Origin of the sequence: Pseudomonas sp. NFACC32-1, from assembly GCF_900101215.1 — a bacterium.
GTDB lineage: Bacteria > Pseudomonadota > Gammaproteobacteria > Pseudomonadales > Pseudomonadaceae > Aquipseudomonas.
This window is the reverse complement of sequence record NZ_FMUL01000027.1, coordinates 1-25,377: the sequence shown is the minus strand read 5'-3', so window position 1 is coordinate 25,377 and position 25,377 is coordinate 1. Positions and strand designations below refer to the sequence as shown.

17 protein-coding genes are annotated in these 25,377 nt (G+C 59.0%); 8 read left to right on the top strand and 9 right to left on the bottom strand.

Annotated elements, in window-relative coordinates; genetic code table 11:
- Positions 1-36 precede the first annotated feature (36 nt).
- Positions 37-1,425: a sodium:solute symporter family protein gene (locus BLP99_RS25765; RefSeq protein ID WP_072432320.1), complete on the top strand. Its 1,389-nt coding sequence runs from the start codon at positions 37-39 to the stop codon at positions 1,423-1,425.
- Positions 1,426-1,629: 204 nt separating this feature from the next.
- Here BLP99_RS25765 and BLP99_RS26690 read toward each other — a convergent pair whose 3' ends face one another.
- Together BLP99_RS26690 and ptrR are read right to left on the bottom strand one after the other, a co-directional pair.
- Positions 1,630-1,758 carry a PA1414 family protein gene (locus tag BLP99_RS26690; protein WP_003184145.1) on the bottom strand — a complete coding sequence of 43 codons (129 nt, stop codon included), beginning with the start codon at positions 1,756-1,758 and terminating at the stop codon, positions 1,630-1,632.
- A gap of 139 nt (positions 1,759-1,897) precedes the next feature.
- The gene (gene ptrR / locus BLP99_RS25760; protein ID WP_092182148.1) at positions 1,898-2,791 is read right to left on the bottom strand and encodes a putrescine utilization regulator PtrR; all 894 of its coding nucleotides are present in this window, start codon (positions 2,789-2,791) and stop codon (positions 1,898-1,900) included.
- A 103-nt stretch (positions 2,792-2,894) separates the two neighbouring features.
- Here ptrR and BLP99_RS25755 point away from each other — a divergent pair, with 103 nt between their 5' ends.
- A complete protein-coding gene (locus tag BLP99_RS25755) occupies positions 2,895-4,067 on the top strand; it encodes an MFS transporter (protein WP_072432321.1) in 1,173 nt (390 codons plus the stop codon).
- Here the strand turns inward: BLP99_RS25755 and BLP99_RS25750 are convergent, their stop codons facing one another.
- Positions 4,068-5,522, bottom strand: coding sequence for an NCS1 family nucleobase:cation symporter-1 (locus BLP99_RS25750; RefSeq protein ID WP_076407284.1), 1,455 nt, complete (start codon positions 5,520-5,522; stop codon positions 4,068-4,070).
- A gap of 305 nt (positions 5,523-5,827) precedes the next feature.
- On the bottom strand, positions 5,828-6,664 hold the full coding sequence (locus BLP99_RS25745; protein WP_072399167.1) for a CvfB family protein: 837 nt from the start codon (positions 6,662-6,664) through the stop codon (positions 5,828-5,830).
- Positions 6,665-7,014: 350 nt separating this feature from the next.
- Here BLP99_RS25745 and BLP99_RS25740 point away from each other — a divergent pair, with 350 nt between their 5' ends.
- The 3 genes from BLP99_RS25740 to BLP99_RS25730 all read left to right on the top strand — a co-directional run bounded on the left by BLP99_RS25740 (position 7,015) and on the right by BLP99_RS25730 (position 9,054).
- Positions 7,015-7,203 carry a hypothetical protein gene (locus BLP99_RS25740; protein ID WP_016702300.1) on the top strand — a complete coding sequence of 63 codons (189 nt, stop codon included), beginning with the start codon at positions 7,015-7,017 and terminating at the stop codon, positions 7,201-7,203.
- A gap of 186 nt (positions 7,204-7,389) precedes the next feature.
- The gene (locus BLP99_RS25735) at positions 7,390-8,106 is read left to right on the top strand and encodes a TorF family putative porin (RefSeq protein ID WP_072459691.1); all 717 of its coding nucleotides are present in this window, start codon (positions 7,390-7,392) and stop codon (positions 8,104-8,106) included.
- An 81-nt stretch (positions 8,107-8,187) separates the two neighbouring features.
- The gene (locus BLP99_RS25730; RefSeq protein ID WP_072432324.1) at positions 8,188-9,054 is read left to right on the top strand and encodes a DUF6279 family lipoprotein; all 867 of its coding nucleotides are present in this window, start codon (positions 8,188-8,190) and stop codon (positions 9,052-9,054) included.
- Positions 9,055-9,193: 139 nt separating this feature from the next.
- Here BLP99_RS25730 and BLP99_RS25725 read toward each other — a convergent pair whose 3' ends face one another.
- The gene (locus BLP99_RS25725) at positions 9,194-9,586 is read right to left on the bottom strand and encodes a transcriptional regulator (RefSeq protein WP_072399162.1); all 393 of its coding nucleotides are present in this window, start codon (positions 9,584-9,586) and stop codon (positions 9,194-9,196) included.
- 175 nt (positions 9,587-9,761) lie between these two features.
- Here BLP99_RS25725 and BLP99_RS25720 point away from each other — a divergent pair, with 175 nt between their 5' ends.
- Both BLP99_RS25720 and BLP99_RS25715 read left to right on the top strand, forming a co-directional pair.
- Positions 9,762-10,493 carry a DUF899 domain-containing protein gene (locus BLP99_RS25720; RefSeq protein ID WP_092182145.1) on the top strand — a complete coding sequence of 244 codons (732 nt, stop codon included), beginning with the start codon at positions 9,762-9,764 and terminating at the stop codon, positions 10,491-10,493.
- Between the two features lie 345 nt (positions 10,494-10,838).
- Positions 10,839-11,111 carry a hypothetical protein gene (locus tag BLP99_RS25715; protein WP_072432326.1) on the top strand — a complete coding sequence of 91 codons (273 nt, stop codon included), beginning with the start codon at positions 10,839-10,841 and terminating at the stop codon, positions 11,109-11,111.
- 43 nt (positions 11,112-11,154) lie between these two features.
- On the opposite strand, the gene BLP99_RS25710 is transcribed toward BLP99_RS25715, so the two are convergent.
- Together BLP99_RS25710 and BLP99_RS25705 are read right to left on the bottom strand one after the other, a co-directional pair.
- Entirely contained in the window at positions 11,155-11,412 is a 258-nt protein-coding gene (locus BLP99_RS25710; protein ID WP_072432327.1) for a BrnA antitoxin family protein, read from the bottom strand.
- Positions 11,390-11,668, bottom strand: coding sequence for a BrnT family toxin (locus BLP99_RS25705; protein WP_072432328.1), 279 nt, complete (start codon positions 11,666-11,668; stop codon positions 11,390-11,392). The genes BLP99_RS25710 and BLP99_RS25705 overlap by 23 nt, the downstream gene beginning before the upstream one ends.
- A gap of 496 nt (positions 11,669-12,164) precedes the next feature.
- Between BLP99_RS25705 and BLP99_RS25700 the strand changes: the two genes are divergently transcribed.
- Positions 12,165-12,794, top strand: coding sequence for an RNA 2'-phosphotransferase (locus BLP99_RS25700; RefSeq protein ID WP_083568926.1), 630 nt, complete (start codon positions 12,165-12,167; stop codon positions 12,792-12,794).
- Here the strand turns inward: BLP99_RS25700 and BLP99_RS26345 are convergent.
- Positions 12,716-13,120 (bottom strand): hypothetical protein, encoded by a 405-nt coding sequence (locus BLP99_RS26345; protein WP_143007983.1) that lies wholly within the window; start codon positions 13,118-13,120, stop codon positions 12,716-12,718. The genes BLP99_RS25700 and BLP99_RS26345 overlap by 79 nt on opposite strands.
- Before the next feature lie 7 nt (positions 13,121-13,127).
- Positions 13,128-25,377: hemagglutinin repeat-containing protein (locus BLP99_RS25695; RefSeq protein ID WP_143007982.1), on the bottom strand; the 12,250-nt coding region annotated here is incomplete at its 5' end.

The window sequence follows — 25,377 nt, the reverse complement described above, 5'->3', positions numbered from 1 at the left end:
CTTTCTTATAAAAAATACAACCGGAGACACGCCACCATGGCTTTGGATTTAATCGTCGTTCTCATTTACGCCGCCGGCATGATCGCCCTGGGCTGGTACGGCATGCGCCGCGCCAGGACCCGTGACGACTATCTGGTCGCCGGTCGCAACCTCGGCCCGGGCTTTTACCTGGGCACCATGGCCGCCACGGTATTGGGCGGCGCGTCCACCATCGGTACCGTGCGCCTGGGTTATGTCCATGGGATTTCCGGCTTCTGGCTGTGCGGCGCCATCGGCCTGGGCATCGTCGGCCTGAGCCTGTTCCTGGCCAAGCCGTTGCTCAAGCTGAAGATCTACACCGTCACCCAGGTGCTGGAGCGTCGCTACAATCCGGCGGCGCGGCACGCCAGCGCGGTGATCATGCTGGTGTACGCACTGATGATCGGCGCCACGTCCACCATCGCCATCGGTACCGTGATGCAGGTGCTGTTCGGCCTGCCCTTCTGGGCTTCGATCCTGGTGGGCGGCGGCGTGGTGGTGTTGTATTCCACCATCGGCGGCATGTGGTCCCTGACCCTCACCGACATCGTGCAATTTCTGATCATGACCGTTGGCCTGGTGTTCCTGTTGATGCCGATGTCCATCGTCGATGCGGGTGGCTGGGACGCCATGGTAGCCAAGCTACCGGCCAGCTACTTCGATTTCACCGCCATTGGCTGGGACACCATCGTCACCTACTTCCTGATCTATTTCTTCGGCATCTTCATCGGCCAGGATATCTGGCAGCGGGTGTTCACCGCCCGCAGCGAAGGCGTGGCGAAGGTGGCCGGTACCGCCGCCGGCCTGTACTGCGTGCTGTACGGCCTGGCCGGCGCCCTGATCGGCATGGCCGCCAAGGTGCTGCTGCCGGACCTGGAGAACGTCAACAACGCCTTTGCCAGCGTCGTCCAGACCAGCCTGCCCAACGGTATCCGCGGGCTGGTGGTGGCCGCCGCGCTGGCGGCACTGATGTCTACCGCGGCGGCGGGGTTGCTCGCAGCCTCCACCACCGTGGTCCAGGACCTGCTGCCACGCCTGCGCCAGGGACGTGAAGGCGGCAGCGCCGATGTCCACGAAAACCGCATCGCGACGCTGTTAATGGGCGTGGTCGTGCTGGGCATCGCCCTGGTGGTCAGCGACGTGATCAGCGCCCTGACCCTGGCCTATAACCTGTTGGTAGGCGGCATGCTGATCCCGTTGATCGGCGCGATCTACTGGAAACGCGCCACCACCGCCGGCGCGATCACCAGCATGTCCCTGGGCTTCGTGACAGCGCTGTTCTTCATGTTCAAGGACGGCCTGGATGCCAATACGCCGATCTATTACAGCCTGGGCGTGGCGCTGGTGAGTTTTGTGCTGGTGAGCCTGTTGTCGCCACGGCCGAAGGTAGTGGCCAAGGCGGTTTGACCGCCAACGCTCGACAATGAGATCCCTGTGGGAGCGAGCCTGCTCGCGATGACGGCAGTACATTCAACAAAAATGCCGGTCCACCGCTATCGCGAGCAAGCTCGCTCCCACAGGTTCTGTCTTCAGAAATAAAAAGATCGCAGTTCCGGGCCATCTCACTTGAAATGGTCCGGAACTGCGATCTCTCCAGATTCGGCGATGTATTTACCGACGACGCGGCTGGCGGCGGCGTTGCTCATCATCGGTGCGGATCGGAACCGGTTGCAGGGGTGGCTCGATCAAACCGAGTGCGACACCCAGGTCATGAAGCCAGTTCTGGATTTTCTCTTTCATCGTGGTGCCCCCTCAGGGTGGTGCGAGCGGCAGATTTCTGTGGCCCCTTCGCACTGATAATAGTCCGATGTGCTACGCAATGCTCGTCACATATTGCAATGATCTGTTACTGGATTGATCCAAATCCGCTGCCGGTAGTTCAAGCCGATTGAGCCTCCCTCCTGGTCACTGGCGGCCAGGCTCGCTGTTGCAGTTCGATCCAGGCGTTGAGGTTCGCCCCGACCATCCCTTTTCGCCACATCAACCAGGTCGTTGCGCTGGCGAACGGCTCGGCCAGCGGGTGCACTGCCACCTGTTCGCGCCCCGGCAGGCTGGCCAGCATCGACTCGGACATCAGCGCCACGCCGGAGCCGGCAATCACGCATGCCAGCATCCCCTGGTAAGACTCGATCTCCATCGCCCTGCCCATGGTCGCATGGTCGTGGGCAAACCAGGCCTCCAGACGCATCCGATACGAGCAACCCCGTCGGAACGTGAAGACCGAACGGCCTTGTACATCCAGCGCACTGCGCACCGGCGGGTGATCGGCCTCGCTGATCAGCACCAACCGTTCATCGCACAACGGCACACCGTCCAGCCCCGCCAGTTCCAGCGGGCCATCCACCAGCGCAGCATCGAGGCGGCCGGTCAGCAGGCCTTCGAGCAACTCACCGCTGGGCCCCGATTGCACCTGCAGGTTCACCGCCGGATACGTCCGGTGGTAGGTGGCCAACAGGTCCGGCAGGTAAATCGCCGCAGTGCTGTACATCGTACCCAGGACAAAATCCCCGGCCGGCTGCCCCCCTTGCACGGCAGCATGGGCTTCGTCATGCAAGGCAAACAGCTTGTTCGCATAGTCCAGCAGGACTTTTCCCGCGGGTGACAGCTGCAAACGCTGCCGCTCGCGCCGGAACAGATCCACCCCCAATTGCTCTTCCAACTGCCTGAGCCGGGTCGATAGATTCGACGGCACCCGATGCATGCGCTCGGCGGCCCGAGTGATGGAGCCCTCCTCTGCCACGGCCTGGAAGATCCGCAATTGGCTGAACTCCATGACATTCTCCAAAAAAGAACAAGTTACTCACTATTATTCAATTTTATTGAAAGTCAATCGATCCTAGCCTGACGGTCATTCGCCTCGATACCGGAGAACGACCATGTCGCCCTTTATCCGCCTGCTCGCCAGCTTCATTGCCCTGATGATGGCCATGGGCATCGGCCGCTTCGCCCTTACGCCCCAGTTACCTCATTTGATCGGCGAAGGACAGGTCGACTTGACTGCCGCCGGTCTGATTGCCGCTGCCAACTACCTGGGTTATTTCGTCGGCGCCCTGGACGCGATGTTCGCTCGTCGTCCGGAGCAGGTACGGCGGCGTTTACTCGGTGGGCTGTGGCTGTGCGTGCTGCTGACCCTGGCATCCTGCTGGGCCTGGGGATTCTGGCCGCACCTGGCGCTGCGTTTTGGCACCGGTGTCGCCAGTGCCTGGGCGCTGGTGATGATCACCGCGCTGAGCCAACCCCTGGCAGCCGCGGCGGGACGACCACGGCTTGGCGCGCTGGTGTTCGCCGGGCCGGGCCTGGGAATCTTCCTTACCGGCTTGCTGGCCCTGGGCTCCAACCTGTTGGGCCAGACATCCGCGACCTTGTGGCTGGTGTACGCCGGTGTGGCGCTGGTCATGCTGTTGGTGATCCTGCCGATCCTGCCGCAACCCAGCCCAACCGCGACTGTCGTGGCCCCGGCCAGCCCGTCGTCGCCCCCGGGCATCGCCCGGCTCGGCGTGGTGTACGCGTTGTACGGCGTGGGTTACATCATCCCCGCGACGTTCCTGTCGCAAATGGCCTCGGCACGGTTCCAAGGGCAATGGCAAGCCGATCTGTTCTGGCCCTGCTTCGGCCTCGCCGCCGCTATCGGTGTGTTGTTGGTGAGCCTGCGCCGGCCCGCGCCAAACACCACCGGCCGCTGGTTGATCGGTACCTTGTGGCTGCAGGCTGCCGGTGTGTTTGCCTGCCTGTTGGGCAGCGGACCGGGGCTGGCGTTGGGAGTGATCCTGTGCGGCACGCCGTTCCTGGCCTGCATGCAACTGGTGATGTTGCGCTCCCGGGAACTGGCGCCCCATGCCACCCAACGCAACGCCGGTCTGTTGACCGCCTGTTTTGCCATGGGCCAACTCAGCGGGCCGTTGCTGGCGGCGTTGAGCAGTCATTTCAGCGGTGGCCTGCAGCCGGCGCTGATCATCGCCGGCAGCGGCCTGGTGCTGGCCGGAGCACTGTTGTTACGGCCCGCCAGCCAGGCCGCCCGAGTGCCCTGCACCCAGAGCGCCCTGCGTTGATCAGGCTTGCCCGGCGGCGCTGAACGAGGGTTTCAGATGTGTGCTCAGCTCGCGCCGGGCCAGGGCGAAATACAACACGCCCCCCAGGAAGCAACCGGTGAACCAGGCGAAGTTGGCCATCGGCTGCAACATCGGGGTGAAGGTGATCGCCACGCCCATCAGCGTCGCAGGGATCAAGGCCTTGACCGCCGTCCAGTTGATGCCGCCGCTGTAGTAATAGCGCCCGCTCGGCCCGTCGTTGAACAGCGCATCCACATCGATCTGCTGTTTCTTGATCAGGTAGTAATCCACCAGCAGGATGCCGAACAGCGGCCCGATGAACGCCGCCAGCACGTCCAGGGTGTAGTGGATCACTTCAGGGTTGTTGAACAGGTTCCAGGGCGTGATGAAGACCGATGCCACCGCCGCGATCATGCCGCCGGCGCGCCAGCTGACCTTGCTGGGCGCGACGTTGGCGAAGTCAAAGGCCGGGGACACGAAGTTGGCCACGATATTGATACCGATGGTGGCCGTCACGAAGGCGAAGGCCCCCAGCAGGACCGCCACATCGTTGTCGATGCGCGCCACGGTAGCGATCGGGTCATGGAGCATTTCACCGAACACCGGCAAGGTGCCGGAAACGATCACTACGGTCACCAGCGAGAAGGCCAGGAAATTCACCGGCAGGCCCCAGAAGTTGCCTCGGCGCACGTCAGACATGCTCCGGCAATAGCGGCTGAAATCACCGAAGTTCAGGGTTGGGCCAGAAAAGTACGACACCACCAGGGCCGTCGCGACGATCACCTGGCCGAACGCCTGCCAGCCGGACAAGGACTTTTCCGCCAGGGTGAAACTGATGTTGCTCCAACCGGCCTTCCAGACGATCCAGCCGGCCAGCAGGAACATCACCGCGTAGACCACTGGCCCGGCCCAGTCGATGAAACGCCGGATCGACTCCATCCCGGCCCAGAACACCAAGGCCTGAACGCACCACAGGCTGAGGAAACCGAACCAACCGAGGTAGGACAGACCGGCAAAATGCGGCGTTGCGTAGACTTCCATCGACGGAAAGAACCGCAGCACCACGATGATCAGGGCGCTGGAGGCCAGATAGGTCTGGATGCCGTACCAGGCCACCGCGATCAACCCGCGGATGACGGCAGGAATGTTCGCGCCGAACACGCCGAACGCCAACCGACAGATCACCGGATACGGCACCGCCGCCTGTTGGCTCGGCCGGGCTACCAGATTGGCGATCAACTGCACGATACAGATCCCGCCCAGCAAGGCGATAAGCACCTGCCAGCTGGCCAGGCCCAACGCGAACAGGCTGGCGGCGAAAACATAGCCGCCGACGCTGTGCACATCGCTCATCCAGAACGCGAAGATGTTGTACCAATTCCATTTCTGCGGCAGCGGGCCCAGGTCCGCGTTATAGAGACGGGGGCTGTAGCCGGTGGGCAATTGCTCGGACATTGCGGGGCTCCTTTTTTATGAAACCGGGCCCCCGAATAAACTGTTCACCATACTGCGCACGGGAGCCGGCATGGTTTGTATACGAAGCTCCACGCAGAATGCGTGCCATAGGGATTGAACATGAGACAAACCGCGGTGTGCGGCCAGGTTCAAGGCAAGCAAAAAGCTGCCACGCGCCCACGAACAGGGCGTGAATGCATGCTAAAGGTGCAAATTTTTGTATACATGAGGTAGCTGAACATCACCTCTGTGGTGAGGGGATTTATTCCCTCACCACAGGGTCTTCTCACCTATAAGTAAAGGGTTCAGCTCAGCTCGATACGATCGGGATGAATGACGATCTGCCCATTCTTGTACAATGCACCAATGGCTTTCTTGAAGTTGCCCTTGCTCACGCCAAACAGGCTGCTGATCAGCGCTGGGTCGCTCTTGTCGCTCACGGCCAGCGTGCCGTTGTTTTCACGCAGCTTGGCCAGAATCTTCGCATTCAGACTGGTGGCGGCTTCCTGGCCCACCGGCTGCAGGCTCAGGCTGATCTTGCCGTCCGGGCGGACTTCCTTGATGAAGCCCTTTTCCTGTTTGCCGGCCCGCATGAACTTGAAGATTTCGTTCTTGTGGATCAAGCCCCAATGCTTGTTATTGATGATGGCCTTGAACCCCATGTCGGTGGCTTCGGCGACCAATAAATCTACTTCCTGGCCGGGCTTGTAGTTGGCCGGCGTCTTGTCCAGATAACGGTCCAGGCGCGCCGTAGCAGTGATGCGGCGAGTGTGCTTGTCGAGGTATACATGCACCACGCAGTAATCCCCGGCGCTCATCTGGCGCTTTTCTTCCGAGAACGGCAACAGCAGGTCCTTGGGCAGTCCCCAGTCAAGGAACACGCCGATGCTATTGACTTCAACCACTTTCAGGCTGGCGAATTCCCCCACCTGGACTTTGGGCTTTTCCGTAGTCGCGATCAGTTTGTCGTCACTGTCCAGATAAACGAAAACATTCAGCCAATCTTCATCTTCAGTGGGAATATCCTTGGGGATATAACGGTTGGGCAACAGAATTTCGCCATCGGCACCGCCGTCCAGATATAAACCGAAGTTAGTGTGTTTAACCACTTGCAAACTGTTGTAGCGCCCGACTAAAGCCATTTCCAATACCCTCATTGCGTGGGCGGCATTCTACCTGTTTTTACCGGACGATTCGTGGACGCTGGCGGGCCTGCTGGAAAAGACCTGCGCAAGCCTTGATTTTCCTGGGGTTTCGACCTGAGCAGGGCCATTCGTCAGACAATTGATGGCCGTTGCAAGCGTCTGGCCTCGCTTGTCCGACGATATATTTTGCGCACGGTTGTTATTTAAAACAGGAGGTTAGGCGTTTGATCACGGTATGAATCCGCCTTCGTGTCTGCCGTTGCCGGGATATTTGGCGCAAATATCAGCCAAGCAATGGCCAGGTATTTCCTGTACGATGCCTGGCCCAATTAATTATCTACAGGTTAATGGCCGCCATGCGCGTAAAAGCATCCAACAGCAAAGCAAAGCCAGCTCCAGCCGTTGAAACCAGCGAGTCGATCAACGACCAGATCGCTGCATTCCTCAAGTCCGGCGGCGAAATCCAGCAAATTGCCAAGGGCGTCAGCGGCCAGACCTTCGGCCCGTCCAAGCAGATCAGCCTGGGCAAGAAATAATCCCCGCACCGCCTGGTCCCAAAGCGCTTTGAGCTTCGAAGCGCTTGGACTGGAAGTCTTTTCTCCCCCCCTCGATAAGTAAAAATCGACGAACGGCCTTCGATGCCGGATATTCGTCGGTATGCTTGCGCCTCTCTATTTCAAGTGTTCCAGCTTGAATGCTCCTCGCTATTCATGGAGTGAAGCATGCGTATTCCCAATGCCCTGCTGATGATCGGCCTGCTGATCGGCCCCCTTGCCCATGGGCAGGTTTTCCAGCGCGAGCTCGGCGACTTCGACCTCAAGCTCGGCACCACGCCCAGCCGCAGCATGGCCCAGGGCCTCGTCACCCCTTCGAGCACCGGTTCGTTCCATGGCGGCCTGGACCTGAGCCATGACAGTGGCTGGTACTTCGGCCAGTGGTCCCCCAGCGCCGGGCTGACCCCATCCACCAACCTCGAAGTCGATTCCTACCTGGGCTTCAAACAGCCTTTCGACCAGACCCTGGGCTACGAAGTCGGCCTTATCCACTACAGCTACCCCACGGTCGACACCCTCGACAGCCAGGAGCTCTACGGCGGCCTGACCGTGCTGGGCAGCCGTTTCGGCGCGGCGTTGAGCAACGACCCGGACAAACAGAACAGCACCCTATTCGCCGACCTGGGTGGCAACGTGCCGTTCGGCATCGGCATCAGTGCCAAATACACGACCCACCAGCTCAACACACCCGTTTCCGTGGGAGATGGCTACGTAGGCAGTTTCAGCGACTGGTCGCTGAAAATCTCCCGTCCGTGGCGAGGCATCGACCTGGACCTGATCTACAGCGACTCCAGCCTCAACGGCAGCGGTTGCTCGGCCTATTCCGGCCACAACAGCGAATGCGACGGGTTGGTGACCCTGAAGATGGCCCGCCCATTTTACTAAGCGTTACGCTTTAATCGGCTGAACTGCCGCGCGCCTGCCATGCTCAAACAAGACACCTGATGGCTTCGCAAGGACTCGCCCATGTCGCGCTGGTTGACCCGCACCGCCATGTTCATCGCCCTGTTGCTGACACTCACCGCCTGTAGCCGTATCGGCCTGGCCTATCGCAACCTCGACCTGATCATCCCTTGGACGCTCAACGATTACCTGGAAATCAACGGCGAGCAAAAGGACTGGTTCAACGAGCGCCTCAAGGAGCACCTGAGTTGGCATTGCACCACGCAACTGCCCGGTTACCTCGATTGGCTGGACCGCTTGAAGACCATGGTGCAGACCGATCAGGTCACCGACGAAGCCCTGCAGCAACGCACCCGGGAAGCCAAGGCCGCCATCGCCGAAACCGCCCGGGCGATCACCCCGTCGGCCATCGAATTGCTGCAGGGGCTGAACGACGACCAGGTCGCAGACATGGACGCCGCGTTTATCAAGGACCAGCGTAAACGCCAGCAGCAGTACCTCAAGCCGACCTTGCAACAGCAGATCCAGGAACGCAGCGAACGCATGGAAAAGCGCCTGAACGACTGGCTCGGTCCCCTCAACATCGCCCAGCGCCAGCGGGTGGTGGCCTGGTCCACCGCCCTGGGCGACCAGAACCAGCAGTGGATCGCCAATCGCGCCCATTGGCAAAACCAGTTCAGCGCCGCCGTGGCCCAGCGCCACAGCCCGGACTTTGCAAAACGCATCGAGCAACTGCTGGTGGACCGCGAGAGCCTGTGGACACCGGCCTACCGTGAGGCCTACAACAAAACCGAAGCCCAGGCCCGCAGCCTGCTGATCGACCTGATGGCCGACAGCACGCCGCCCCAACGCGAACGGCTGTTGAAGAAAATCGACGGAGTGAAAAAAGACTTCAGCGATTTGAAGTGCCTGAAGGCTGCACGATCTTGAAACCACTGAAGATCCAACGTGGGAGATCAAATGCGGGAGCGAGCTTGCTCGCGATAGCGATCGAACAGGCAATACATCCGTTGAATGCCAGAGCGCCTATCGCGAGCAAGCTCGCTCCCACAAGGTTTGTGCCTGGTTCCTAGGCAATCTGCGCCTTCGAAGCCAAGTCATCAAACGTAAACTCATCCAGCGCATCTTCCTGCTCATCCAGTACCTGGCGCGGATGATCATTACCAGGGATGCTGCTGTCGATCAGGCTCAGCAACCGCGAGCCACGGGGCGTCAGCACGAAATTCTCACCGTTGCCGCCCTCCTCCTCCGGCCGGGGCTCGATGAAGCCCCGCTCCAGCAACACCTTCTCATACTCCCCGGCGACCGCTTTCAGATGATCGAGGTTCTCGATCTCCTCGCCCGCAGCCGCTTTCTGCGCCGCGTACTGCTCCGCATAAGGCCGGGGGGTGAAGCTGTGGCCGGCGCCGTTCTGCACTTCGTGCAACAACTTTTCGATCAAGTCCCAGTTATAAGTCGTCATCCTGGTCCATCCTCTGAAGAGTGAGATGCCTACTCAAGGTGTGACCGAGACGCTACGTCACCGTTCAGCCGGGGTTCCGGGCGGGTCATTTCACACGCCGACCAACGGTCTGTCGAATCCGGCCAGGGCCAAACGACCACTTGCTGAAGCGCCTTTGCCTACAGGAGAAATCGCCATGAACGTAGAAAATCATCCCGTCGTCTCGCGCGAAGAATGGCTCACCGTCCGCCGCGAACACCTGGCCCACGAAAAAGCCTTCACCCGCGAACGGGACAAACTCAGCGCCGAACGCCGCGCCCTGCCCTGGGTCAAGATCGACAAACCCTACCGCTTCCAGGGCCCCCACGGCGAACTGAGCCTGGCCAACCTGTTCGGCGGTCGCAGCCAACTGATCATCTACCACTTCATGTTCGGCCCCGGCTGGACAGAAGGCTGCGATGGCTGCTCGTTCCTCTCCGACCACATCGACGGCGCCAACCTGCACCTGGCTCATCACGATGTGGCGGTGGTCGCCGTTTCCCGCGCCCCCTTCGCTGAATTCCAACCTTTCAAACGCCGCATGGGCTGGGCCTTCGATTGGGTCTCCTCAAACGGCTGCGACTTCAACTACGACTTCGGTGTCAGCTTCAAAGCCGAAGACACCGCCGGAGGGAAAGCCATCTACAACTACGAAACAACCGACACCAGCGAAGGCGAACTCCCAGGCCTGAGCGTCTTCTATCGCAATGAAGCCGGCGACATCTTCCACACCTACTCCACCTATGCCCGCGGCCTGGACATGCTGGTCGGCACCTACCACTACCTAGATCTAACGCCCAAGGGCCGCAATGAAGACGAAATCATGGATTGGGTGCGGCATCACGATAAATATGATGAGGCCAAGCCTCACAGGTGCTGCCACAGCTAAATTCAAGGCGCCGCTTTTTCCTGACCAGAGCTTGCTAAAGGTCCTACATAAAGCTCGGAAAGCGGTGGCTTGTGGGCCTGGAACGGGTCGCCCTATAGTCCTCAAGTCGCCCATATGGCGATTCGGGTTTGGCGACCTGACTACAGAGAATGCGAACGCTACCCGCCCATTGCAGGTACCGACGCACCCGCAAAGCCGCTATATTCCACGGCGGCTGTGCGCGGGAGATCTTCGGATCTGCCGGTTTTCTCTGTAACCGGTTCGCCAACCTGCGTACAGCCACCACCCAATCGTTTGGCGACGACTGAGAGGAGGCTTTCAGCCATTCAAACAGAGATCTTCAGTATGAATCGATACATGCCCATCACCGGCATCGACTGCACCCCCGCCACCCTGCTCATCGACACCGAAGCCCCCCTCGACGTCCTCTTCGAAACCGCCGACTACCGCATCCGCACCGTGACCCAGGTACTGGAAAACATTGCCTTTCGTTCGGATATCGACTCGGAGACGGTGGTGCTGACCGACTTCTGCAAAATGCTGACGATAGCGCTGCGTGATGGGTGTGATGTGATGGATGTGATTGGGAGGCGGTTGCGGGTGCAGGCTGGGGAATAATTGGAACGGGCGGCCGCCGGTCGCCCATTTCAACGCCAGTTGTTCAGTGCCGGTGGCTCTGCTGAGCCTGCATGTACTGGCGCAGGAGCTGATTGATACGTGTCTGATAACCTGCGCCCTGCCCCTTGAACCACTCAAGCACATCAGCGTCCAGGCGAATAGTCACGGCCTTCTTTACCGGCACATGCAACTCGGCCCGGCGAAAAAAATCTTCACCCAGTTCAGGAACATCGCTGGTATCGATGTCCTGGTCGTCCATCTTGGCCAAGCGCCCCCAGTCAGTTTTCGATGCTTTCGACATAATATTTGGCCTCCTGTCGGGTGGCTTTTCGGGCAGAGATGATGCGGATCACATCGCCCCGCTGTTCGGTGTACACGACCACGCCAATCAACGCTTTGATCCAGCCGATGCTAATCCAGCGCTCTTCACCGTAGTCCATCCGATCATCACGCAAGGTGATAATCGGATGCTTGAAGACGTCCAGTACATCCTTGAAATCGATACCGTGCTTGCGAATGTTGGTCTCGTTTTTGGCTTCGTCCCATTCAAATCGCATGGGACATCCTGTATTTACTGATGTACATACAATACTCTTCTTGGCATAGATGCACAGCTCCTTTCAGCCAGGCGGCATCACCGTGGTAGCCAGGATAAAAAATGGAGATTTTCGAAGGAGTGAGACTACCCCGCATCAACGCTAGTGGCGGAACGGTTTATCCGAAATCAGACGCCTCCTGTTCAGAGGTACGAAAGATCCCGTACAAAGCAACGAACGCGCTGCGAAGCGCTAGAAGGTAAAGGGAATCAGTGTGGCGGAGGGTCAAAGATGGACAGAGCGTGAGGCTCTCTAACGACTGATCACCGAAGACCAAGACCAGCCCCCTCTTCATTTTTCGCTTTCAGTTCAAGCGCTTAGCCGCTAAGGAAGTACCATTCGCACAGCGCTTGCTCATTGAGGATTGAACAGAAATAATAAAAAGATATTTTTATGATCGCGGTCCCGTGACAAGCGGGACACTTAAATCTCTCCCAGACAATAAGAGACTACAAACATGACAACCAAACAACAACTCAACGAAGCCAGCAAATTTCTTAGCTATATCCTCAGACATGAACCGCAAGCTATCGGATTGCAATTGGATAGCGAAGGCTGGGGAGAAATCGAGTCCTTAATAGCTGGCGCAACAAAAATTGGAAAAGCTTTGGATATTCGCCTTATTCACGCGATCGTCAGCAACAGCGATAAAAAGCGTTTCAGCATTTCGAAGGATGGGCAACGCATTCGTGCCATGCAGGGGCACTCAACAACCAGTGTCAACCTTAATCATTTTGAGAAAACACCTCCGGAATTTCTCTATCATGGCACTGCACGTCGTTTTCTAGACTCAATTAGGCAACAAGGGCTAATTGCAGGCACACGTCATTACGTGCATTTGTCGCAAGATGTAGCAACTGCCGTTAACGTCGGACAGCGTTATGGAAGTCCTATTGTAATAAAAATCGAAGCCTTGCGAATGAGCCAACAGGGCTTCAAATTTTTCCAAGCAGACAATGGTGTCTGGCTCATTAGCGGCATTCCTGCAGACCAATTAACACTAGACACTTACCCTTCATTTGAAATCTTAAAAGACTTAGCAATTACGTGCAACGCCACTCCAACTGAGTGTAAAAACAATCGATAGTGCCTATAATCCGCTACCCCACGGGTCTTGCCATCTATATCCAGCAGCTCCGATAGCTCATACTCTACAAGCGAATTAAGTAAAGAAATATCACCATCATCCGGACAAACAAAAATGCTATAACCCGGAAATGGCGCTTTAAAAAAATATTTAGCATTTAAAAATCTAATATTTTTCTTTGCCAAGCCACCCGCACAACTTTCAGACTCATAAAATATTTCCAAACTTAGATCACCACCCGAATAAACCATATCCACTTTGTCCTCCCCGTCGAGAGGTAAAAAGCTGTCCATATCGAACATTTTTTTCGGCCTAGATAATTTCATATTCCAATCACCTCCTAGCATTCTGCACTGAGCCGCCATAGTTTTTATTTAATTGATCTTGCACCAACTTATCAAAAGTCACATCACCATAAGCATAAACACCAGTTCTATCAACCCCATACCACTGACTTTTAGGTACACCAGCATTTATCAGCGCTGTCGAGCTTCTCGTATTAGCTATGACCTTTTGACCGTCAATCAAAACATAATCAAGGGGCACCTGACTAGGTTTTATTATTCCCTGCTTCAAAGCTTCAGTGAGATCACTAACCGTATTTATCGGCCGTCCTGCAGCTTGAGAATAAATCACTTTCCCCTCGTCACTAAATTCCTTAGTTGACTTAGCTAAAACCTGAGCGAAAGCACCATCATCTAAAACCCCTACTACTGGAGTTTTGACTACTCCGCCAAGTATTGTGCCGCCTAGCCCCCATGCGTTTAACAGGCCCTGTATACCCCACATGACCCGCTCGGTACTGGTAGCCGTCTCCCCAGTAATAGGGTTCTCACCACCCGCCGCCATGTAGCCCTGGCACCCTATACCAGCCAGACCAGCCCCGCCACAGCCCGCCGAGAACAATTCATTGGAAAGACCTTTAAGCTGAGCTTCCGTAGTCTTTTCAACCAATTCATTTTTCGCTATCGCTGCAACCTTCTGCTCCTCTGAGGCTGGTTGCAGAACCCACTCCTCCCCCTGATCTGTCGTTATCGACTTATCGGTAACAACGCAATATCCGCTTGCGCAGGGGATCACATCTCCAGGGTTGGCTGTCCAAACAAAAGCACGCGTGAAATCGCTATCTTCTGCTAACGGTTCGTTCTTAAGAACGCTAGAGCTCTTGGCAATAAGCTCCGCGATATCCTCGGAAAGACCTTGGCATTCAGTTGTCGCCGTATCGCCACACTTCTTGGCGTACTCCTTCTGTAGTCCCTGTAATGAAATCCTCTCTATGTCGCTCAGATGATTGTTCTCAACAGCATTTTTCGCCGTTCCTGCGCCTATCGCAGCGTCAAAAGAGTCGCCCCCGGCAAGCGCACCGGATAGCCCGCCGACTAATGTCGACAGGGCTGAGATTGTTTGCTTTTCCGCATCCGTCAGTTGATCGCTGGACTTGCCTGGATAGAGCTGGCGGGCGATCAGCTCACCGGCAGTTACTCCTGCGGCGCCAGCCAGTGCCGAGCCTTCCTGCGTTTTTGCCAGAACTGCACCGAGTACGGCATGCGCCATCAGGTTGGCTGTGTCATCTCCTTCTGTCATCTGCTTAACGGCCTGGGCCAAGTAAGGCGCGGCGCCCCCTCCCAACGCAGCAACAATGTCGCCACTGAGAATGCCTTGGACAATCCCGGCCACGGCTTGGCTGGCCTTTTGAAAGCTACTGCCTGTTCCGTAATCACGTTGAACCTGTTGGCTGATTTGCTCAGGTGTCGGATCGGACACGCCACTGTCGTTCAGTTTGTCGCGCGCAGCCTTGTAAGCCTCGCTATTCGAGTCCTTAGCCTCTTCGATCCGCGCCGCTGCAACAGCGCTTCCAATCCCTTTCACCAACTCTATCGAGCTCTTCACCAGCTCGATGCGGTCGTTCATAGCCTCTTCATCAGGCTTATCGAGCTTCTCGTTGGCATTGGCGGTATCGCGGTTCAACCCGACTACATCCTTCGCACCTTCCGGATTGCGAACGATGATCGTGCCTTCGCTCACGGCACTACGTGTGTGGCTCTTATCCGACTCGCTGAGGGAGATCCCATACAGCCCCCCCACCGAAGCTGAAGCACCGCCGGCACCATAACTGCCCGAGATGCTGGCACCTGCGGACTGTGCCTGGATTTCACTGACGTTCTTGATATCGTTGGCGATGAGCCGGTCGGTGATCAGCGTGTTCTTGTCTGCCGAAGCATCACTGGCAATCACACCGCCTTCGAGAGTGGTGGTCTTACCCACGTCGACCGTGTAGCCACCCGTTCCGGCAAAGAGACCGGTCTGGTCCGTGACCGCTTTGTATTCACTGTTCATGTTGCCAGCAGCCACATTTGCCGAAGCTGCGACAGGCGTGCCATAGCAGAACGGTGGGATGCAGATGCTGGCACCAAAACCGCCGCTGCTTTGTTTGCTCTTCTGGTCCTGGGTGTCCTGGCGGGAAACGATGTTGAGGTTCCCGTCGATCAGCGCGTCGATTTTATCGGCGTGAACCTGGGCGCCTGCCAGCGTCGTGTCACCGCCGCTACGCAACAAGAGCGAACCTGTGTCCACCGTGCTGTTGACCTGCGTAACAGAACTGCCGGTTCCCATCCCTTTTGCGAGCTGGGCGCCAAGATCCAGAGTGAAACCGTTCTGCTGGCCGATGTTGAAGCTGGCGCCAATGGCAGTTTTGTTATTGCTGTTGTGGTTGGACCAATTGGCGGTGCTCTGCGCGCTCTCCAAGATGATGTTGTTGCTGGCAAGCAAGGAAGTGCTACCCGCCTTGATGTTGCTGCCGATTACGTGGAGATCACCCTCGTTTTCCGCTGCATTGCCATTGGCAATGATGGACAAGGTACTGCCCGCATTGAGGGTGCTTTGCTTGGCAGTTTGGCTGGCATAGTCGCTAGTACTTTTGCTGTGGGTACTGGCGAGTTCCGTGCCGATTTTGATCAGCGAGCCGTTGCTCGCGATACCGCCCTGTTTATCGGCGAATCCGGTTTTCTGAGCATTCGCGTCTTCGGCCATACCGCCAAGGTTGTAGGCCGCCAGGGCCGCCTGGGCCAGTTTCACCGCTTTGAGGCGAGGATCATCTGTATCTTTCGCAGCCTCCACCGACGTGCGAATGGTATTGACCGTGTCGATGATCGCACCACCGACAACACGTCCGACGGCCAGGCTGTTGGATTTGTCGACGGTGCTTTGTGTCGCTGTTTCCATACCCGCTGCGATGGTGACATTCGAGCCACGCAGGCTCATGTCCTTGGTGCTGACCAGGTCACTGGCTATGACGTTTAGGTCACCACCCGCCACGAGGCTGACGTTGCCTTTGCTGGAGCCTATAGTGCTGCCGGTCAAAGTGATTTGTGACGCCGTGCCGTTGTGTTTTTGGTTACTGATAGACAGGTGCTGGTTGCCGGTGATGTCATCGAGGCCCAGGTTGTTACCCGTCAACACACCCGTCAGATCGCGGTTTTTCTCCTTGTGCATTTGGGTGCGGGAAAAGGTGTTCTCTGCCGCGTTGATAGTAAGGTCACGGCCCGCACGTACTGCCAGGTCGCTGGTGCTAACCAATGCCGAGCCTGTTACGGTGGCATCCCGCTTGGCACTTACGGCAATGGTATCGCCCGAGATCATGCTACCCACGGCGGTCGTCTGGGTTTCAGTCAATTGATCCTGGACCTTGCTCGACTTCAAACCACCCCAGCTGCTTTTGCTTTGCTTGCGCTCGTGGCGTGCACTGTTTGAGTCGGTGGCGGCGAGGATTTCCACATCGTTGCCGGCGCCCAAGCCGACGCTGCCTTTTTCGGAGATGACATTGCTGCCTTTGATCGTCAGATCGTTGCCGGCAGTCAGTACGTTATTGCCCCCGGAAGTGACCGAGCTGGCAACGTTGGTAACAGAACTGGTCTCATCCAGCCGAAACTTCTTCCCAGAAGACGACTTCTTGGTCTTGCTGTAGAAGCTGTAATCCGAATCCTCAGCCGATTGCAGCACCAGGCTCGCACCAGCCACCAGGTAAGCCTCATCCCCCGCACTCACCCGGCTGGCAATCAAGCCCAAATCCTTGCCCGCACTCAGCGCCACGTTTCCGCCCGCCGTCACGCTGGTGGACACGTGGCTCACATGATCTTCCTGAGCCGTGACCTTCTTGCTCTTGCCATAGGCATGTTGCTCATTCGCCGCCGAAGCCAGGGTCAGGTCGCCGACAGAGCTCATGGCAATGTCGCGCTTGGCATCGATCTGACTGGCGACGGCGGTGAGGTTGCGGCCCGCGTTGGCAGTCAGGTCACGGCCGATGTCGAGGCTCGAGCCATACTGAGTAATGGTCTCGTCACGATGCGTGCCGCGGTTGCCATTGGAGATGCGCTCGGCCGAGGCAAGGTTGACATCACGGGTGGCGTTAAGGGTGGTATCGGCGCCGCTTTTCAGCACGCCGCCAACGTTGTTGATGTCACGCCCGGCGCTGATGGTCAGGTTATTTGCCGCTTCGATGCGCGAAGCGCTGTCGATGAAGTCGGTGCGCTCGCGGCGGTAGCCACTGTCGCTTTCATGGGTGGTAACGGTACGCTCGTTGCTCACGTCGCCACGGGTGGCGGTGAGGGTGATGTCGCGTCCGGCGATGATGCCACCGGCCTTGTTGACGAGGTCATTACCCGCCAGCAGATCGAGGCGGTTGCCGGCTTCCACCAGGCCGCTGTTGACCAGATCATTGGTGGCAGTAGCGGACAGATTGTTGCTGGCGCGCAGGGTGCCGGCGCTGTTCAGGTCTTTGCCGGCGATCAGGTTGACGTCGGCGCCCTGGATCAAGGCGCCATTGGCGGCCAGGCGGTTGTTGGCATTGGCCAGATACAGCACCGGTACAAGGACTTGCTCGCCGTTGACCTCGACGTTTTCCATCCAGACGATGTCATGGGTCAGTGCCGCGACTTGTTCGGAGGTGAGGCTCACGCCAATGGACAGGTTGAGTGCCTGTTTGCTGACGATGGCATTGTTCATCAGGTATCTGAACATGTCCTCGTTGGAGGACTGACCGTCGATGAAACGCTGACCGGTGCGGGCGACTACGGCTTGCTGGATCAGGGTCTGCTCGTATAACCCATCTCCGAGGCGCTTGGCACTCTGGTCCGGGTTGTAGCCGAGTTTCTCCAGCAAGTAATCCGAACTCATGAACTGCCTGAGGTCAGTAAGCACCGGGTTGGTTTCGATCAGGTATTTGTGTGGATTGGCCGTCACGGTGCTGGTGGGCAAACCCTGGACGCGGTCGAGCGTGAAGTCGGCGCTACGGCCAGGCAAGGTGCCTGCCACGATGGTGCCCGAGGTGCTGGTATCGAGGCTGCTGGCCTGGTTGGAAACGCCGGTGGTTTGGCTGGCGGCGATGGTCAGGTCGAGGCTGCTGGCAGTGGGTTGGGTGATGTTTCCTACCCCGAGATTTCGCGCCTGGCCGGTGGGCAATACCTGTTGACGCTGGGCCGGGGTAAGGCTTGCGCTGCCCATGCTCCAGCCTTGAGGCCCACTGACAGCCGGCGTGCTATTGCCCTGCCCGCTCAGGCGGAACAGGCCGTTTTGACCGGCGGGCAAGCTGAAACCGGGCAAGGCGACCGGGTTGACCTGCTGTTGCGCCAAGTTAGGGGACAGTTGCTGGTTAAGGGTGATGCGGGTGGAATATTGGCTGCCTGCTGCAGCCGTGTTGGTACGTGGGCCACTGCCGACGTAGCTGTAGCCCGGGCGTACGACGTTGTTGTCGATGTTGTTCTGAGTCGAGATGTTGACAGCGCCGCCGGCCTGGATCACGGCTGCGTAGCTTTGATCACCGCCGGCGAGTTGCCTGGTGCTGCCGAGATTGGTGTACTCCATTTCGGTCATGCCAATGAAATTGGCCATGCCGGCCTCAAGGCCACTGAGGTCATTGGCGTTGTAACCCGCGCTTTCGAACCAGTACTGGTTGGTGAAGTTGCCCGCCGCGGTGTACCAGCCGCCCGCATTGCGGGTCCGCTCGGAACGGAATATCCGCGTGGTTTCCGTCTCGCCGGTTTCGATGCCGCTATTGGTCAAGTTGGTCAGGGACGCGGTCAGGTTGCCGCCGCTGGCAATGGTGCTGCTCTGGTTCAGCAGATCGCCGCCACGCAGGGTCAGGTTAGCGCCGGCGGTAATACTGGAGGCCGCGCTGGCAGCGGTGACTTCAGTTTTCTCCCGCTGCAGGATTTCCCAGACGTGGTTCCGTTTACCGCTGCAATCCCCGGCGTTGTAGCCCTCAATGCACGCGACCTCGTAGATTTTGGCGGTGTAGATACCGCCGTTACCCACAGTCAGCAACGTACGGATGTTCTGGATCGTGCTGGCCGCCAGGCTCATGCTGGCGTCGCTTTGGATCGAACCGGATCGGTTGAGGATGCTGCTCGCCAACGCACCCTGGCCGTTACGGTCAATGGTGAGGTTGCCCAGGCTGTAGATGTTGGCGTCGAGGTTGTTCAGCGTGTCGACTCGTAGGCCCATGTCGGCCCCGCTGAAGATCAATCCCTGATTGTTTGCCAGCAAACCGGTCGTGACGGTCATCCCCTGACCGGCGCCCAATGTCCCCAGGTTGTGCACGCCAGCAGCGTTGATCACCAGGTTGGCGGTGGAGGTCAGCCGACCGGCGTTGTCCAGTTGACCGCTGACATTGATAGAGGTGTTGCCACCGCCAGCGATGCTGGAGTTGACGCTGTTCAGGCTCACTTGGGCGGCGCCAAGCCCCAGGGTGCCCTGGCTGCTTAGGCGTCCAGCGCCCCAGTAAGCACCGCTCAGGCCGAGACTCAAGCTGCCATTGCTGGCAAGCAGGCCTTCGTTGAACCAGTTGACGCCACTGCCTATGAAACTGTCCGAGGCCAATAGCTGGCCACTGGCGGTTTGGGTGAAGTTGTTGACGTTGACGTTCAGGCGCCCAGCCTGGATAACGCCGCTGTTGCTCCACATGTCGGTGGTGATGGTCAGCCCGCCACGGGTGACGAGCGTACCGCCAGCTCCGGTGACATTCGCAGTGGAGATGTCGAAAAGCCCGGTGCCTACGTGCAGCAGGCTGCCACCGGTATTGAGGAAGCTGGCGGCGCCAAGCGTCAAGTCGGTATTGGCAGTTTCCAGGGTACCGTTGCGGTTGTCGAACAGCCCGCCGATCTGGAAGTTGGTCTTGCCGCCGGTACCCAACGCACGCAACTGCCCCGTCTGGTTATCCAGACTGGCGGCCTTGATCGCCAGGGTGCTGTCACTCTCGATGATGCCCAGTCGGTTGTTCAACGCGCCGGTCAAATCCAGATCAATCTGCCTACCGGCAATCTGACCGTCGTTGTCACCGCTGTTGTCAAAATCGTTGGCCGTAACGCTCACCTTGCCTTTGGCGTAAAGGCCGCCGTTGCGGTTGTCGAAGTTACCCGTGATGACGGTCGCATCACCAGTCTGCGCCGAAATGCGCCCACCATAGTTGTCGATCCCGCCTAGCACAGTCAGGCTCAAGCGCTGGGCCTGGGTGATGCCACCCTGGCGGTTGTTGTTCAGGTCGTAGCCGTTTTTCAACACGCCGGTCAGGTGGGTGTTGAGCAAACCTTGCAGGCTGGCGAGCACACCGCCACGGTTGTCAACGTGACGGGCGCTGACGAGCAGGTCACCGGCCTTGGCCTGGAGGCGACCGCTCTGGTTGTCCACATCGGTAGCCACGGTCAGGGTCATGGCGCCCTGGCTCTGCACGGTGCCCTTGCTATTGGCAAGAGTGGCTGCGTCGATCTGCACGCCACCGTTCTGGCTGTAGATCAAGCCATCGGCGTCGTTCTTCACCGCGCCAGCGGTGTTCAGGATGAGTTGATCGTTGGCCGCAACGGTGCCGCGATTGCGGTTGTCCAGGCCGCCGGTGAGCAAGGTCAGCAGGCCTTGGCTGGCGATCTGGCCGCCCTGGTTGTTGATTTGCGTAGCGTGCTCGACGCGCAGTGGGCCGAGGCTGGCGATCTTGCCGTTGGTGTTGGTCAGGGCCCCGAGCAAATCAAGGGTCACGGCGTCGTTGCCAATCAGGTTGCCGCCACTGTTATCCAACGCAGAGCCGGTGAAGCTCAGGGCTTTTTGCGCGTTGACGGTACCACCGGCATTACCCAGGGTCATGGCGTTCATGACCAGCATGGCGCCGCTGTCGATCAAGCCGTTCTGGGCGTTGTTCAGCACGCCACCGGTGACGGTCAGGGTCTGGTCGCCACCGCTGGACAGAATGCCGCCACGGTTGTCGATGCCTGCCGCGCTGACGGTCAGTTGTTTTTTACCCACCAGCGCGCCGGCATTGCTGTTGAGCAACGTCCCGCTGAGGGTGACGCTGACGTCTTCGTCGCGGCTCGACAGGGTGCCGCTGTTGCGGTTGTCCAGGCTCGTGGCGGTCAGGTCCAGGCCCTTGAAGCCGGAGATCAAACCACCTTGGTTGAGGACATCACGGGCGCCCACGGTCAGCAGCCCGTTACTGATGAGCTTGCCAGCGCCGTTGTCGAGGTCGCGAGCAGTCAAGTCCAGGCTCTGGCTGCTGGAGATTTCGCCATTCTGATTGTTCAGGTCCCGCAGGTGCTTGAGGCTCAGTTCACCCGTGGTGGAAATCAGGCCGGCGCTGTTGTTCAGGTCGCCGGTTGCGGCGCCGAAATCGATGGCGATGGCACTGCCCAACACCGAACCTTGCTGGTTATTCAGGCCGCTGGTGGTGATGGTCAGGCCGTTGGTGGCGTTGATCAGCCCCTGGTTCTGGTTGTTCAGTGCGCCGGCAAGCTTCAAGTCGAGGTTCGCGCGGCTGGTCAGGGTGCCGCCGTTGTTGTTGAGGCTCGCGGCCTCGACTTCCAGCGCGGCTGCAGCGATCAGACCCTTGAGGTTGGTCAGGGCGTTATCGACCCGCACGGTCAGGGCCTGGTTGCTGAGCAGTTTGCCGTTGTCGTTGTTCAGGCTTTGCGCCGCCAGGCTGAATGCCTGGGCGCTGGAGATTTCGCCGCCGTCGTTGTTGACACCCTTGAGATTCTTGAGCACCAGCAGCGGTGCATTGATCAGGCCGTTCTGATTGTTCAGCTGGCCTTGATTCAGGTCCAGGTTCAGCGCGGTATTGCTGAAGAGCTGGCCGCCTTGCTGATCGAGACCGGTGACGCTGGCGGTCAATGCACCGCCACTGGCGATGCGACCGCCGTCCTGGTTGGTCAGTTGCTTCGTGGTCAGGTCAAGGCTGGCAGCGCTGCTCAGGCGTCCGGACTGGCTGTTGTTGAACGCGCCGGTCTCGATGATCACCGCCTGCTTGGCGCTGATGCTGCCTTGGTTGCGGTTGTCCAGGCTCGCGCTTCTGAGGGTGAGGCCGGCGTCGGTGACGATTTCTCCGCCCTGGTTGAGCAAGGCATCGTCTAGGGTGAGGCCCAGCGCCTCGGCACTGGAAATGCTGCCCAAGGTGTTGGTCAGGCTCGCCGCTGTCATCGTCAGTTCGCCTTCGGCACTCACGACACCCTGGCTGTTATTCAACGCACCGGAAAAGACAGCGATGAGGCTCTTCTGGCTCAGCAGCGAGCCGCCAGTGTTATCGAGTGTCTTGCCGATCAAGGTCAGGTCGCTCTTACCTGACAACAGACCCTTGGTACGGTTGAGAACATCCTTCACCGTCAAGGCCAGTGCGCCGTTGGCGAGTACTTGTCCGCCGTCGCTGTTGTCCAGGGCGTCACCCTTAACGGAAATGTCGGCCTGGCTCGAAAGTTCACCGCCACGGTTATCCACCGCAGAGACATTGAGCGTCAGCGTGTCGGTCGCACCGATAAGGCCGGCATTGCGGTTGTCCAGCGAAGTGCCGGCAAGCGTCAGCCCGCCGAGGGCAATCATCTGGCCGCCCTGGTTGTTCACGGTCTCGACATCGGCCGTGACCTTGGTTTTGCCGGCGACCTGGCCGGCGCTGTTGTCCAGGCTCGCCGCATCGATGTGCAGGTCGCCATCGGCGATCACCGCAGCGTTGCGGTTGAGCAACTGCTCGTCCACGCTCAAGACCAACGCACCTCGGCTGCTGATCAGGCCGTCGGTGTTGTCCAGTCGAGCACTGTGACTGTCAAGGGATTGGGCGGAAATCAGCCCCTTGATGTTGTTGAGCACCTGATCGATGCGCAGGGTCAGCGCCTGGTTGCTGATCAGCTTGCCGTTGCCGTTATCCAGGTTTTGCGCGGCGATCGTGAACCCCTGGGCGCTGGAGATTTCACCGCCCCGGTTGTCAACGTCCTTGAGATTCTTCAGCACCAGGACCGGCGCATTGATCACGCCCTTGAGGTTGTTCAACTGGCCGTGATTCAGGTCCAGGCTCAAGGCGGTTTTACTAAACAACTCACCGCCCTGTTGATCGAGCCCACTGACGCTGGCGGTCAGTGCCTTGTCGCTGGCGATGCGGCTGGCGGCGCCGTTGCTGACCTGGGTGGCTGTCAGGTCCAGGGTATCGCCACTGACCAGGTAACCGCCTTGGGTATTGTCGAAGGTGCCGGTGGTGACGCGGGTCGCGCCCCTGGCGCTGAGCAAGCCATTTCGCTGGTTGTCCAGGCTTTGGCTGCTGACGGTCAGACCAGCGTCGGTGGTGATGGCGCCGCCACGGTTAATCAGCGCGCCCGAGGCAGCGAGTGCAAGCACGCCGACGCTGGTGAGGCTGCCGTCGGTGTTGTCGAGGGTGCCGACGTTGGCGCTCAGTGTGCCGTCGCTGTTGATCAGGCCCGCGACGTTGGTCAGGGCATTGTCCAGTCGAATATCCAAGCCCTGGCGAGCGACCAGGCTCGCGCCGCTGTTGTCCAGACTCTGCCCCTCAACCATGGTGGAGCCAGCACTGAACAGCAGGCCTTTGTTGTGGTTGATGATGGCCGCCACTTTCAGCCCCAGGTCGGTGCCAGCCAGGATCTTGCCGTTATCGCTGTTATTCAGGCTCTGGCCGTCGATGGCGATGCCGACTGTGCTGGAGATTTCCCCGCCACGGTTGTCCAGGGCATCCACGTTGAGTTTCAGCGCTTCTGTCGCACCTACCAGGCCACCGTTGCGGTTATCCAGGCTCTGGCCGCTGATCGTCAGCAGGCTTTGGGCAACCAGCTCACCGACCTGGTTGTTCAGTTGCGTCACGTTCGCGGTGAGGTCGGACTTGCTGGAGATGCGTCCGCCGCTGTTATCGATACGAGTGGCCTGCAGATGCACCGGGCCAACGGCACTGAGCAGGCCGCCGCGGTTATCCATCTGCGCGCCGTCGACACGCAACGCCGCCTGGCTGCTGAGCAGACCTTGCTGACGATTGTCGAGCTGGCCGACGGTCAATTGCAGGTCCTTTATGGACTGGACCTTACCGGCGCGATTATCCAGGCTACCCGACTGGACATCCGCAACACCCTTGGCGCCGAGGCTGCCCTGCCGGTTGTCTAACAGACCACTGATTCGCGCGGTCAGGCTGCCATCGCTGACCAGGCTACCCTCTGAGGTGTTGTCCAGGCTAGCTGCATCGATTGCCAGGCTCTTGCCGGAACCCAGCACACCGTTCTGGTTGTTCAAGGCACCGATCAGACCGATGTTCAGCGCCACGTCACCCATTAGCAAACCGTCGCTATTGTCCAGCGCAGTGCCGGTGACCCTGGTGGTGGCGGAGCTGGAGACTTCACCGTCGTGGTTATTCAACTGCCCGACGTTGGCCGTCAGGTTTCCACTGCTGCTGACGATACCTTGGGTATTGAGCAGCTTGTCGGCGGTGACGTTCAGCGCGCCGTTGCTCAACACGCGGCCCTTGTTCTGGTTATTCAACGTTCCGGCTTTTACCGCGGCGGTTTGCCCAGCGCTGAGGGTGCCGCCCTGGTTGTTCAAGGTCTGCGCGACGTTCGCCGTCAGGTTACGGCTGGCAACGATGCTCTTGCCGTTATTGTTCAAGCTCTGCGCCGTGAAACTCACATCTCCCGAAGTATTACGCGTGTTGTCCGAATTGACCCCGGCTTCGATGATCCCGTTGTTACGCAGGCTGCCGCCGCTGTCCAGACGAATGCTGTCGCGGGCCACCAGGTTGTTCTGGTTCGTCAGGTCGCCCTGGGTTTTCACAGTCAACTCGGTGCCTGCATATACCGCTCCCCGGGCATCGAGGCTCGCAGCCTTGACGTTGACCGCGCCGCTGGCCGAGGTGTCGGCCAGGCTCAAATGCCCATTGGCATCGAGCTGGATATCCCCCCCACTGGCAATCAGCTTGCCGTCCAGTTTCACCCCGACCCCGGCCTCGGTGCCCACCAGCTTGATCGCCCCGGCATACATACCGCCCAAGGCCGAGGAGTCGATGGCCAGTTGCGGCTTGGCGCTGCCGTCATCGGCCCGTGCAGTGGCGTTGAGGGTGGCGGCATCGACGTCATTGCGCCCGGCGACGATGGTCAGGTTTTTCGCCTGGATCTCGGCGTTGATCCTGGCGCTGCGGGTGATGATTTCGAAGCGGTCGACGTTGTTCGCATTCAGGCCCGCGCCTTCGATGGCGACGCTGCCCTGGTCCACCTGGTAGCGGCTCAACTGGCCATTCTCGACGACCGGCTTGCCGGTGGTCAGGGTCGCCCGTGGGGTATTGATGAAGCCG

Coding starts and splice junctions, on each gene's coding strand:
- BLP99_RS25750 (WP_076407284.1), bottom strand. CDS start 5,522: ATGTCCGAGCAATTGCCCACCGGCTACAGCCCCCGTCTCTATAACGCG.
- BLP99_RS25730 (WP_072432324.1), top strand. CDS start 8,188: ATGTCGCGCTGGTTGACCCGCACCGCCATGTTCATCGCCCTGTTGCTG.
- BLP99_RS25715 (WP_072432326.1), top strand. CDS start 10,839: ATGAATCGATACATGCCCATCACCGGCATCGACTGCACCCCCGCCACC.
- BLP99_RS25740 (WP_016702300.1), top strand. CDS start 7,015: ATGGCCGCCATGCGCGTAAAAGCATCCAACAGCAAAGCAAAGCCAGCT.
- BLP99_RS26345 (WP_143007983.1), bottom strand. CDS start 13,120: ATGAAATTATCTAGGCCGAAAAAAATGTTCGATATGGACAGCTTTTTA.
- BLP99_RS25725 (WP_072399162.1), bottom strand. CDS start 9,586: ATGACGACTTATAACTGGGACTTGATCGAAAAGTTGTTGCACGAAGTG.
- BLP99_RS25735 (WP_072459691.1), top strand. CDS start 7,390: ATGCGTATTCCCAATGCCCTGCTGATGATCGGCCTGCTGATCGGCCCC.
- BLP99_RS25700 (WP_083568926.1), top strand. CDS start 12,165: ATGACAACCAAACAACAACTCAACGAAGCCAGCAAATTTCTTAGCTAT.
- BLP99_RS25755 (WP_072432321.1), top strand. CDS start 2,895: ATGTCGCCCTTTATCCGCCTGCTCGCCAGCTTCATTGCCCTGATGATG.
- BLP99_RS25745 (WP_072399167.1), bottom strand. CDS start 6,664: ATGGCTTTAGTCGGGCGCTACAACAGTTTGCAAGTGGTTAAACACACT.
- BLP99_RS25710 (WP_072432327.1), bottom strand. CDS start 11,412: ATGTCGAAAGCATCGAAAACTGACTGGGGGCGCTTGGCCAAGATGGAC.
- BLP99_RS25705 (WP_072432328.1), bottom strand. CDS start 11,668: ATGCGATTTGAATGGGACGAAGCCAAAAACGAGACCAACATTCGCAAG.
- BLP99_RS25720 (WP_092182145.1), top strand. CDS start 9,762: ATGAACGTAGAAAATCATCCCGTCGTCTCGCGCGAAGAATGGCTCACC.
- ptrR (WP_092182148.1), bottom strand. CDS start 2,791: ATGGAGTTCAGCCAATTGCGGATCTTCCAGGCCGTGGCAGAGGAGGGC.
- BLP99_RS26690 (WP_003184145.1), bottom strand. CDS start 1,758: ATGAAAGAGAAAATCCAGAACTGGCTTCATGACCTGGGTGTCGCACTC.
- BLP99_RS25765 (WP_072432320.1), top strand. CDS start 37: ATGGCTTTGGATTTAATCGTCGTTCTCATTTACGCCGCCGGCATGATC.